We start from the raw sequence: 11,430 nt of genomic DNA on the forward strand, positions 1-11,430 counted from the left end.
CCGTCCGGGGGTTCAAATCCCTCCGCCACCGCCAAGAACTCCCCATCTGCTTCGTGCAGGTGGGGAGTTTTTCGTGACACTCGAGCCCTTGACCTTCACACAGTGTCAACGTCTTCACTGATGTGCATGAACGAGTTGATTCGGCACCACAATCCCTCGGTTCGCCTACGCGCGGCACTGGACATCGGAACGAACCCGAATGTGAAGCACCTGGACGTCCTCATCGAACGTTGCGCGATCGAGCCCGACTTCGGCGTTCGGGAAACCCTAACGTGGGCCCTGACGCGGCATTCGTCGTCCACGGTGGTCCCCTTACTCGTCGAGCAAGTCCGATCGGGTGGGCCGCAGGCCCGAAGTCAGGCGCTGCACACGTTGTCGAAGGTCAAGGATCGCCAGGCCTGGCCGGTCATCACCCCGGAACTCGTGGCCGACCCCGACGACGAGGTCGCGCGCAGTGCGTGGCGTGCAGCGGTGGTGCTCGTGCCGGAGGGACGCGAGAACGAACTGGCACTGATGCTGTCGACGCAGTTGGGCCGGGGCGAGCGTGAGGTGCAACTGAGCCTCAGCCGCGCACTGATTGCCCTCGGCGAGGTGATCGAGCCTGTTCTTCGCACCGCGCGATCTCCGAAGGCACGAGCGCATGCCGCGGCCACCGAGCAACTGCTGCGCGACCCCGACAGCGGATTCGCCCCAGCGCTCGACGAAGCCAAGCGCGTCACAGCCCTCGGCACACAGAGTTGAATGAAGCCGTGTTGATCGGGGAAGTAGCCAAGAGGTCCGGTGTCAGCGCCCGCATGCTGCGGCACTACGACGCGGTGGGGCTCATCCGGCCGACGGGTCGCACCGGCACCGGCTACCGGGAGTACTCCAGCGACGACATTCGGCGCATTTTCCACGTCGAATCGCTGCGTTCACTCGGCCTGTCGCTCCACGATGTCGGACGTGCCCTCGACGACCCGGACTTCACGCCCGCCGATCTCGTCGAAAATTTGGTTCGCGTCACTCGCGAACGCATCGCGCGAGAAACCGAGTTGCTCACCCGGCTCGAACGCGTCGACAGCGCCGACCCGAGCGACTGGGAAGACGTACTGCGGACCGTGGCACTGCTCCAGGATCTCGGGTCCGTCAGCGCTGGAAAGCGCCAGCTCGCAGCACTGTCGTCCGCAGGGGATGCGTCGGATGCACTCGTCGAAGCCGTACTGAACGAGCCTGCACCCAACGTCGCCGGAGCAATCCGGTGGGCCCTCGCACAATCCGCCGACCGTGGGCTCGAACGGCTCGAACAGGGACTGTGCGACCTCGACCCGGATGTGCGACGCCGTGCCGTCGACACCGTAGTCGAACTCCCCGGCGACGACGCCACCGCCGTGCTCGTCCGGGCACTCACGAGCGACGACGCGACGGTTCGGCGACGCGCAGCGCTGGAACTCGGAACCCGCGGCGTGGCCGACGCCGTTTCAACCCTGATCGACATGGTTGCGGGCGGACACTCCGACGTCGAAGCCGCCGACGCATTGACCGCACTGGCGAACGAAGCGGGAGCAGGCGAGAGCGTCGTGAACGGGTTGGTCGGGCTGCTCGAGGGTGACGCCGCAGTGCGTCGTCGCGTGGCCCAGGCCTTGGCGGACGTCGCCGGCCCCGGCGCCCAGCGAGCGCTACAGCAACTGGCCATCGACGACGACCGCGCAGTCGCTCTGACAGCCGAATACGTGCTGCGCAGACGCGAGGTGTGACGGCCTTCCCGCGCAGGTTGTAGGTGTTGGCTCAAGTTGCAAACTGCGCGGGTGGCTGAAAGGTGCGCGGGTGGTGTGCGGACAGCCTCGCGATAGCCTCGCTCGGTGATCGTGCGACCGCGAACTCCGGCGGGCGGGTTCAGTCACACACCGCGGGAGTCCGAGAAGTCCTGGAAAAAGTGCCTCGACATCCTGCACCACGCGCTGCAACAGTGGCCGTCGGCCTGAACATCTGCGAGAAAGAAAGACTCATCATGGAACCGGTCACCGAACGGGACATTCGATCCTCGTTCGTCAATTGCTCGAAGGGCGACGCCAAGCGGCTGTCGATTCCCGCGAATCTCGCTGACACACAATGGGATCAGCTCGACTTCCTCGGATGGTCGGACGCCTCCTTTGCCGGCCGCGGCTACCTCGTGATGCCGCGGGACAGCGAACTCGTCGGAGTGGCACTGCGGTACGAAACGGGAAAGTCGGATCGCGCGCAAATGTGCATGATCTGCACTACCACGCACTCACGCGGCAACGTGTCGTTGATGACGGCACGCAAGGTCGGCGAATCCGGACGCCGAGGCAACACGGTCGGAATCTGCATGTGCGCCGACCTCGACTGCTCCCTGTATGCGCGCGGCAAGAAGACCCCTGCACTGGGCTCCCGCTACCGCGAGAACCTGACGCCGGAAGAGCGCGTCGACCGTGTGCGGACCAACATCGAGGCGTTTACTGCGCGGCTTTACACGTAGGAAACCGTTGCAACCACGTCAGCGGCTCAGGATTTCGGGCGAAGGCGTGAAAATCGTCAATTACATTCAGCAACTACTGTTTTCGGCGGCGTCGAGGCCGCGAAGTATCTGCTGCTGATCGTCGGCAGGAAGTGTCGACCAGCTTGGATTTGTTTGCAACCGATCTCCAATGCCGGCCGAGGCCTGGGCGCGTGAGGTGACGCCGGTGGCTGCGAGTGCATCGATGGCCGTGATGAATTGCTGACATGTCTCGAGGTACAGCTGCTCGCCTGTCGGCCGGGTCGGGGCTTCGGTGGATTCTGCCGGGGGCGGGTTGAGAGGCACCTCGGGCACGACGGCTTCGGGCGTCGCGGCTGCTTCCGACGCGACCGGCGGCACCGGTGTCGGATCGGCAATGACGACGGACGACGTGGTCTGCGGCGACGTGGTCTGCGGCGAGGTGGTGTGCGGCGAGGAGGTTTGCGGCGAGGAGGTTTGCGGCGACGTTGTCACCTCGACCGAGGGCGCGGCATTCTCGGTCGAGTCGGTGCTGCATCCAGCGAGGGTGATCACGATCAGCACACCAGCAATTGCGATCCGTTTCATGGCCAACTGTGTACCAGGGTTCACTTGTCCGTCCACGCGAGGAGGTCGTCGAGAGCCCAGGTGTTGACGATTCGGTCGGCCGGTACCCCTCGCTCTTCGGCGCGCACACAGCCGTAGCCCTGCCAATCCAGTTGGCCCGGTGCGTGGGCGTCGGTGTCGATGGAGAACAGGCAGCCGCGATCGAGCGCGATGTCGATCAGCCGTTCCGGTGGGTCCTGACGCTCGGGCCTGGCGTTGATTTCGACGGCGGTGCCGTATTGCTTGCAGCCTTCGAAGACGATATCGGCGTCGAACTTCGATTCCGGTCGGGTGCCGCGTCCACCTTGGACGAGTCTGCCGGTGCAGTGGCCGAGTACGTCGACGTGCGGGTTGGCGATGGCGTTGACCATACGTCTTGTCATGGTGTCCGCGTCTGCGCGCAGGTTCGAGTGGACGCTGGCTACGACGATGTCGAGTTCGGCGAGCAGGCCTTCGTCCTGGTCGAGGCTGCCGTCGTCGAGGATGTCGACCTCGATGCCGGTGAGGATGCGAAAGGGCGCCATGTGCTCGTTGAGTTCGGCGACGATGTCGAGTTGGCGCCGCAGCCGCTCGGCCGTCAGACCGTTGGCTACTTTGAGGCGAGGGGAGTGGTCGGTGAGCGCGCAATACTCGTGGCCGAGTTGTTTTGCCGCACGCATCATCTCGTCGATCGGGCTGCCGCCGTCGGACCAGTTCGAGTGGGTGTGGAGGTCACCCTTCAGTGCCGAACGCAGGTCGTTCTCGCCGATGGGCTCGGCCTCTGCACGCTTGTCCGTGAGGTACTCGGGTACGTCACCCGCGGCGGCCTGTCGGATGATCAGCGAGGTCTTCGCGCCGATACCGGGTAGCGACGACCACGAGTCGGTGCGGGTGCGCTCGGCGCGGTCGGCCTCCGACAGCGAGGCGACGACGTCGGCTGCTCGGCGGTAGGCCTTGACGCGGTGCGTGTCCGCGCGCGAACGTTCGAGCCAGTAGGCGATCTCGCGGAGGGCTTCGATCGGGTCCATGCGTCCATTGTCGCGTTGATCGGCCGACATGGGCACCCTCGGGGGTCGATGGGAATCGGGACAAAACTCTCAGCAACCTGCCAGCTGCTGACCCTACCCAGGGGTTGAAGGTGCAACTAGCATTGGCAGCCATGACCAAGAAGTGGTGGATTGTCGGTGCAGTCGTCGTCGTGTTGGTAGCGCTCGGCGTCACGGTGGGCCCGTGGGCCTACGGAAAATTCTTCGCGGAAAACGACGCTCCCGCCGCGACGGTGTCCACGTCCGGCGCTCAGGCCGCGACCACGGACGAGCTCGACGGAACGTGGACGATCGTGCCAGGCGACGCGTCCAACACGACCGCCGCCGGCTACACCGTCGACGAGTTGCTCAACGGCGCCGATGTGACGGTGGTCGGATCCACGAACGAGGTCAGCGGCCAAGTGACAGTGGAGAACAACTCGCTCACCACAGGTGAGGTCGTCGTGCAGACCAATTCGATCACCACCGACAGCGACCGCCGTGACGGTCAGTTCCGCGGCAACATCTTCGATACCGCGACGTACCCGACGGCGACCTTCACGTTCGATTCGCCGGTCGATCTGGCGTCGCTGCCCAAGGATGGAACGACCGCAACCGTCACTGCCGAGGGAACTTTGACCCTCAAGGATCAGTCTCGCCCGGTCTCGGTCGAGATGCAGGTGCTGCAGTCCGGCAACACGCTGATCGCGTCGGGGAGCATCCCGACGACGTGGGCCGACTTCGGCATCACTCCCCCGTCACTGGGCTTCGTGACGGTCGAGGACACCGGTTCCGTCGACTTCCTGATCAACCTGAATTCGAACTAGCTTCTCTCCGGCGCTCGCTCGGCGTCCACCCCGGCGGGCCGAGAACGAAACCGAGCCGATCCTTCCACGACCGCGATGCCGCTACATCCCTTGCGATGGAGCGGTATTCGTGTGTCTGGAGCGTCCAGATGTTGTAGGTCCCCACCGGCTTGGTGAGCCCGTAGTGGGGTCGAGCGGCCTCGTCGGCGTAGGTGCCGAACAGGCGATCCCAGACGATGAGGATGCCGCCGTAGTTCTTGTCGAGGTACTGCGGATCGCGGCCGTGGTGCACGCGGTGGTGCGACGGCGTGTTGAACACGAATTCGATTGCGCGAGGCAGCTTGTCGATGCGTTCGGTGTGTACCCAGAACTGGTACACGAGGTTGATGCCGAAGCCCGTGAACACCATCCACGGCGGAACACCGAGTAGCGGCAGCGGCAGCCACATGAGTATCTCGCCGCTGTTGTTCCACTTCTGGCGAAGCGCCGTGCTGAAGTTGAAGTACTCGCTCGAGTGGTGTGCCTGGTGCGTTGCCCAGATGATGCGGGTTCGGTGCGCGAGCCGGTGGTAGGCGTAGAACAGGAAGTCGACGCCGAGGATCAGGATCACCCACGTGTACCAGGCGTCCGCGGGTAGTTGCCACGGCGCGACGTAGGCGTACAGCGCGGTGTAGCCGAACAGTGCGAGCGTCTTCCATGCCGTCGTCGTCGCGACGGAGACGAGGCCCATTCCGAGGCTCGCGCGAGCGTCGGAGCTTTTGTAGCTCCCGCGTGATCCTTCTTCGAGCTTGGCTGCCGCGAACCACTCCAGGGCGAGCAGTGCGACGAACGCAGGGATAGCGAGGGCGACCGGATCGCGTAGCGGTTCCGGAAGTGCGTTCCACGCCGAACCGATCCAATCGAACATCCCGAGCTCCTCCGCGTGACACTTGTGAATGAAGTGTAACGGCGGGGATGCGCGTTGACTGCCCTTTCCCTACTGGGATGATAGGGATCGGTAATACCACCGTTTCGAGGAGCTGATCGTGCACATCACCGCCAAAGCGGACTACGCCGTGCGGACGCTCCTCGAGTTGGCGGCTGCAGACGGCACGCCGGGTAAGGCCGAAGCGTTGGCGAGCGCACAGCAGATCCCGCACAAGTTCCTGGAATCGGTCCTGTCTGATCTGCGACGAGCCGACCTCGTGCGCAGCCGTCGAGGTCCGGACGGTGGCTACTGGCTCGCCAGGCCTGCGTCGGAGATCTCCGTCGCCGACGTGGTGCGGGCGGTCGAGGGTCCGTTGGCTTCGGTGCGGGGTCAGCGTCCGGAGGATGTGGAGTATTCCGGCCCGGCCGAATCTCTGAAGTTGGTGTGGCTCGCCGTGCGAGCGAACATGCGCGCCGTGCTGGAAGAGGTCTCACTCGCTGACATCGTCGCCGACGACGTTCCCGATCTTGTGCGCGAGCTGACGGCCGACCCGGGTGCCTGGGCGCGTCGCTGACTGTGGCGTGGGTAACGCGAGGGCGGTGATGTGATGCGTTCGACAACTTTGCACGTTCGTGCAACATTGCAGAACTCTGCACGTTCCGTACTTTAGAGTGCGTGACCACTTCACCCCCCGGCCTTCGAGACCAGAAGAAGGCAGCAACTCGCGACGCGCTCGGCCTTGCAGCCGTGACGCTGGCCAAGGCCCGTGGGTTGGATTCGGTCACCGCCGACGCCATCGCGGCCGAGGCGGGCGTATCTACCCGCACCTTCCACAACTACTTCGCCAACAAGGAAGAAGCGGTACTGCACCACATCGAGGCGTCCGCCCTCGAATGGTTCGAAATGCTGCGTGAACGTCCAGCCGACGAACCCATCTGGGATTCTCTCCGTCACGTCGGCGTCTCGGTCGTCACGGACCCCGAGCGAGACCTTGCCGAAACGTTTGCCGTCGCCCAGTTGGTCGAGGCGACTCCGGCAGTCATGGCTCGCAAACTAGAGGTGCATCACTCGCTCACCCGGGTACTCGGCGAAGCGATAGCCGAACGCACCGGAACCGACATCGACCGGGACCTGTATCCGAACCTGCTGCAAGTGGCTGTGGGCAACGCAGTCACCGCCGCCCTGACCATCTGGATCAACAACCCCGCAGGAGATCTTTCACCGAAACAGCTCGTCGAGGATGCGTTCGACCAACTGCAGGCCGGCCTTCCGGACCCGCGCACACCCACTTCACACTGAGGAGCCGGCCAATGGCCACCTATCTCTATCGAATCGGAAAGTTCGCCTACCGGCGCAAAGGCTTCGTCCTCGCCCTGTGGGTGACGATCTTGATCCTGGCGGGCGTCGGCGCTGCCACGCTGTCCGGGCCCACCGCCAACTCGTTCAACATTCCGGGCACGCCCGCGCAGGCTGCCCTCGATCTGCAGAGCGAACGATTCGGCGAGGTCGAAGATCCGCTCAGTGCCGTGTCGGCGCAGTACGTCTTCTCAGCGCCCGACGGCCAGTCCCTCGACTCGCCGCAGTACACGGCAGCGATGGACTCGACGATCGCCGAGATAGACAAGATCGACGGGGTCGACGCCTCCGCGAAGCCCGGCGGCGAGAAGCCGCTGGCCAACCCGGTTGCCGGCAACACCGCGATCGTCGAACAATTCGACGAACTCGCCCAAGAAGAAGGAACCGCCCCGGACGTCGCCGCAGTCAATGCCGCGACCTTGTCGCCGCTCAGTCCCAACGGAAACGTCGGAACCCTCGACGTTCCGATCGCAGGCGAACTGGCCGACGTCACCGACGAACTCCGCACCGACCTGGACGACGCAGCACAGCCCGCACGCGACGCCGGATTGACCGTCGAACTGGGCGGCAGCGTTGCCCAGAACGCATCGCCCCCGGGCGGCACGTCCGAGCTCGTCGGCCTGGCCGTCGCAGCCGTCGTCCTGCTCATCATGTTCGGTTCCGCTGCCGCCGCAAGCCTGCCGCTGATCACCGCGATCGTGGGTATCGGCATCAGCAGTCTCGCCATCACGACAGCATCGGGTTTCGCCGACCTCTCGACGTTCACGCCGATTCTGGCGATCATGATCGGCCTGGCGGTCGCCATCGACTACTCGCTGTTCATCCTCGCTCGCTACCGACACGAGCTCACGCTCACGGACGACCGCGAGGAAGCAGTCGGACGGTCGGTCGGTACAGCCGGTTCCGCTGTGGTGTTCGCCGGCGCGACCGTTCTCATTGCTCTCGTCGCGCTTCGCGTCGTCGGCATCCCGTTCCTTTCGCAGATGGGTCTCGCAGCAGGCTTCGCGGTGTTGATCGCGGTTCTCATCGCCCTGACGTTCCTGCCCGCCATGCTCGGGGTCTACAAGGGAAAGGCGTTCGCGGGCAAGATCAAGTTCGTCAACACCACCGATCCCGAGGACCCGAACGCGACGCCCACCAACGGACTGCGTTGGGCACGCGCGCTCGTCAAGCGTCCTGCTATCGGTCTCATCGGCGGCATCGTGTTGCTCGGCGTCATTGCCGGACCGACAACCGGTCTCTCGTTGGCGCTGCCCAGCATCGCCACCTCCGACCCGTCGACGTCGGTGCGCAAGGCATACGACCTGGTCGAAGAAGGGTTCGGCCCGGGTAAGAACGGCCCGCTGCTCGTCATCGCCGACAGCACCGACCTGGCCGAGGCCGACCGTGGCCCAGGCTTCGCAAAGGTCGTCGACGCCATCTACGAGGAAGACGACGTCACCAACGCTCAGATCGTCGCCGTCAACGAGGCGGGGGACACCGCGCAGATTCTCGTCACCCCGTCCTCGGGCCCGAACAGCGACGCGACCAAGAACCTCGTCGCCAACCTGCGTGACGCCGAACCCGGCTTCGCAGAGACCAACGGCGTCAGCTTCGGAGTCACGGGTCAGACGGCCCTCGAACTCGACGTGTCGGAGCGACTGCAGGACGCGCTCGTGCCCTACCTCGCCGTGGTCGTCGGTCTTGCCTTCGTGCTGCTGATGCTCGTGTTCCGGTCGATTCTCGTGCCGCTGACGGCGACGGTCGGCTTCCTGCTCAGTGTGCTCGCCACCTTCGGCGCGACCGTGTTCATCTTCCAGGACGGTGGCCTCGGGCTGATCAGCAATCCGCAGCCGATCGTCAGCTTCATGCCCATCTTCCTGATCGGTGTGGTGTTCGGTCTGGCGATGGACTATCAGGTGTTCCTGGTCTCGCGCATGCGGGAGGAGTACGTGCACGGCGCGTCGGCCAAGGACGCCGTCGTCAACGGATTCAAGTACGGCGCTCGCGTGGTCACCTCGGCCGCGGTCATCATGATCTCGGTGTTCGCCGCGTTCATGGCCGAACCCGACTCGTTCATCAAGTCGATCGGGTTCGCGCTCGCCGCAGCGGTGTTCTTCGACGCCTTCGTCGTCCGAATGGTGATCATTCCGTCGGTCATGGCACTGCTCGGCGACAAGGCCTGGTGGCTGCCGAAGTGGCTGGACAAGATTCTGCCCGACGTCGACATCGAAGGTGCCAAGCTGGAGAAGGCACTGCCGAAGCAGAACGTGAACGCTACCGCGGACGCCTGACCTGCATTGATGGCCGGAGATTCTCGTATGCCCGACAAATTGTGGAGACTGTTGTTCATGAGTACGAGTAATCTTCGGCCATCATGCTGATCCCGCTGCTCAAAACTTATCTGGCACCGTACAAGCGGGCGATCACCGCGCTTGTCGCATTGCAGTTCGTGGCCACCGCTGCCGCGCTGTACCTGCCGAGCCTCAACGCCGACATCATCGACAACGGTGTGACGCGCGGCGACACCAACTACATCCTGTCCACCGGTGGCTGGATGCTCGCAGTGTCTCTCGTGCAGATCGTGTGCTCGGTGGCCGCGGTTCTCATTGGAGCGAAAACGGCTATGGGTGCCGGACGCGACCTGCGCGGCGCCATCCTGCACCGCGTCGGCACGTTCTCGGCACGCGAAGTGGGCCAGTTCGGTGCGCCGTCGCTGATCACCCGTAACACCAACGACGTTCAGCAGGTGCAGTTGCTGATCGTCATGGGCTTCACCATCGTCGTCATGGCACCGATCATGTGCGTCGGCGGCGTCGTGATGGCCCTGCGGGAAGACATCGGGTTGTCCTGGGTCCTCATGATCGCCGTCCCAGGCCTTGCCATCTCGATGGGACTCATCATCGCCAAGATGGTGCCCGGGTTCCGGGCCATGCAGGTACGCATCGACGCCGTCAATCGTGTGTTGCGTGAACAGATCACCGGCATCCGTGTCGTGCGGGCGTTCGTACGTGAACGATTCGAGATCGACCGATTCGCGGTCGCCAACGATTCGCTCACCGAAGCCGCGCTGCGCGTGGGACGTCTGATGGCCCTGATGTTCCCGACCGTCATGCTGATCACCAACATCACCTCGGTGGCCGTCATCTGGTTCGGTGGGCATGCCATCAACGACGGCACCATGGAAATCGGTTCGCTGACGGCTCTGCTGAGTTACATCATGCTGATCCTGATGTCGGTCATGATGGCGTCGTTCGTCGCGATGATGGTGCCGCGCGCGTCTGTCTGCGCCGATCGCATCAGCGAAGTGCTCGCCACCGAAACCTCGGTCGTTCTCCCCTCCGAGGTAAAGCCGTTCGTGCTCTCCCCGGGCGTCGTCGAACTTCGTGACGCCGAATTCTCGTACCCCGGCGCCGAGTTCCCGGTGCTGTGCGGAGTGAACCTGCTCGCCGAGCCTGGCAAGGTCACCGCCATCATCGGCGGTACCGGATCCGGCAAGTCGACACTGATCAACTTGATCCCGCGTCTGATGGACGTCACCGGCGGACAAATACTCGTCGGCGGAACCGATATTCGAGATCTCGACATCGACGCGCTGCGCGCCGAGATCGGGCTGATCCCGCAGAAGCCGTACCTGTTCTCCGGCACGATCGGATCGAACCTGCGCTACGGGAAGACCGACGCCACCGACGAAGAACTGTGGGACGCCCTCGAGATCGCGCAGGGCGCCGACTTCGTCCGCAAGATGCCCGAGGGCCTGGAAACCGCCGTGTCCCAGGGCGGTACCACCGTCTCCGGTGGCCAGCGTCAAAGGCTGGCCATCGCCCGCGCACTCGTGCGCAGGCCCAGCGTCTACCTGTTCGACGACTCGTTCTCCGCGCTCGATCTCACCACCGACTCCAAACTACGTGCCGCGCTGAAGCCGGTGATGAAGGACGCCTGCATGATCGTTGTCGCACAACGAGTCTCGACCATCGTCGACGCCGACCAGATACTCGTCCTCGACGACGGCCGCCCGGTCGGAATCGGCACCCACGACGAGCTGATCGCGACGTGCCCCACGTACGCGGAAATCGTCGACTCCCAGCACGCGGTGGCGGCGTCGTGACGCGCCCCCCAGCATCCGGAGTCGTAGCTCCCGACACGCAGGCCTCGCCCGGACCGCCGAGCGCGCCGACAGCACCGGCCGCCGCTGCCAAGGCAGTGGTGCCCGGCACGCGAGCACTCAACTTCAAGCCGTCGCTCAAACGATTGCTCGGACTGCTCCGGCCCGAAAAAGCCCTTCTCGGGGTCATTCTC

General features: G+C 64.5%; 12 protein-coding genes. 9 read left to right on the plus strand and 3 right to left on the minus strand.

Translation table 11 applies throughout. The annotated features are described in order from the left end of the window. Window positions 1-126: 126 nt before the first annotated feature. From WBQ44_RS13075 to WBQ44_RS13085, 3 genes are all read left to right on the plus strand, one after another. Window positions 127-741 carry a HEAT repeat domain-containing protein gene (locus WBQ44_RS13075; RefSeq protein ID WP_495567109.1) on the plus strand — a complete coding sequence of 205 codons (615 nt, stop codon included), beginning with the start codon at window positions 127-129 and terminating at the stop codon, window positions 739-741. Between the two features lie 8 nt (window positions 742-749). After that, on the plus strand, window positions 750-1,733 hold the full coding sequence (locus WBQ44_RS13080; protein ID WP_495567110.1) for a HEAT repeat domain-containing protein: 984 nt from the start codon (window positions 750-752) through the stop codon (window positions 1,731-1,733). 254 nt (window positions 1,734-1,987) lie between these two features. Further along, window positions 1,988-2,476 (plus strand): FBP domain-containing protein, encoded by a 489-nt coding sequence (locus tag WBQ44_RS13085; RefSeq protein ID WP_495567120.1) that lies wholly within the window; start codon window positions 1,988-1,990, stop codon window positions 2,474-2,476. A gap of 66 nt (window positions 2,477-2,542) precedes the next feature. Here WBQ44_RS13085 and WBQ44_RS13090 read toward each other — a convergent pair whose 3' ends face one another. Further along, window positions 2,543-3,061, minus strand: a complete 519-nt coding sequence (locus tag WBQ44_RS13090; protein ID WP_495567111.1) for a superantigen-like protein SSL4 — start codon at window positions 3,059-3,061, stop codon at window positions 2,543-2,545. Window positions 3,062-3,081: 20 nt separating this feature from the next. Next, complete coding sequence (locus WBQ44_RS13095; protein WP_495567112.1) at window positions 3,082-4,086, minus strand: PHP domain-containing protein; 1,005 nt, start codon at window positions 4,084-4,086, stop codon at window positions 3,082-3,084. A gap of 131 nt (window positions 4,087-4,217) precedes the next feature. Between WBQ44_RS13095 and WBQ44_RS13100 the strand changes: the two genes are divergently transcribed. Continuing rightward, window positions 4,218-4,910 (plus strand): YceI family protein, encoded by a 693-nt coding sequence (locus WBQ44_RS13100; protein WP_495567113.1) that lies wholly within the window; start codon window positions 4,218-4,220, stop codon window positions 4,908-4,910. Here the strand turns inward: WBQ44_RS13100 and WBQ44_RS13105 are convergent. After that, the gene (locus WBQ44_RS13105; RefSeq protein WP_495567114.1) at window positions 4,891-5,796 is read right to left on the minus strand and encodes a sterol desaturase family protein; all 906 of its coding nucleotides are present in this window, start codon (window positions 5,794-5,796) and stop codon (window positions 4,891-4,893) included. The two genes, WBQ44_RS13100 and WBQ44_RS13105, sit on opposite strands and share 20 nt — an antisense overlap. 118 nt (window positions 5,797-5,914) lie before the next feature. Here WBQ44_RS13105 and WBQ44_RS13110 point away from each other — a divergent pair, with 118 nt between their 5' ends. The 5 genes from WBQ44_RS13110 to WBQ44_RS13130 form a co-directional block, all read left to right on the plus strand. Continuing rightward, entirely contained in the window at window positions 5,915-6,370 is a 456-nt protein-coding gene (locus WBQ44_RS13110) for an RrF2 family transcriptional regulator (RefSeq protein ID WP_495567115.1), read from the plus strand. Between the two features lie 101 nt (window positions 6,371-6,471). After that, the gene (locus WBQ44_RS13115) at window positions 6,472-7,095 is read left to right on the plus strand and encodes a TetR/AcrR family transcriptional regulator (RefSeq protein WP_495567116.1); all 624 of its coding nucleotides are present in this window, start codon (window positions 6,472-6,474) and stop codon (window positions 7,093-7,095) included. An 11-nt stretch (window positions 7,096-7,106) separates the two neighbouring features. Beyond that, window positions 7,107-9,425 carry an MMPL family transporter gene (locus tag WBQ44_RS13120; protein ID WP_495567117.1) on the plus strand — a complete coding sequence of 773 codons (2,319 nt, stop codon included), beginning with the start codon at window positions 7,107-7,109 and terminating at the stop codon, window positions 9,423-9,425. A gap of 83 nt (window positions 9,426-9,508) precedes the next feature. After that, window positions 9,509-11,239 carry an ABC transporter ATP-binding protein gene (locus tag WBQ44_RS13125; RefSeq protein WP_495567118.1) on the plus strand — a complete coding sequence of 577 codons (1,731 nt, stop codon included), beginning with the start codon at window positions 9,509-9,511 and terminating at the stop codon, window positions 11,237-11,239. Further along, window positions 11,236-11,430 (plus strand): hypothetical protein (locus WBQ44_RS13130; RefSeq protein ID WP_495567119.1); only part of this gene is annotated, 195 nt, incomplete at its 3' end. The genes WBQ44_RS13125 and WBQ44_RS13130, both read left to right, overlap by 4 nt.

Source organism: Rhodococcus sp. (in: high G+C Gram-positive bacteria) (assembly GCF_049591685.1).
Taxonomy (GTDB): Bacteria; Actinomycetota; Actinomycetes; order Mycobacteriales; family Mycobacteriaceae; genus Rhodococcoides.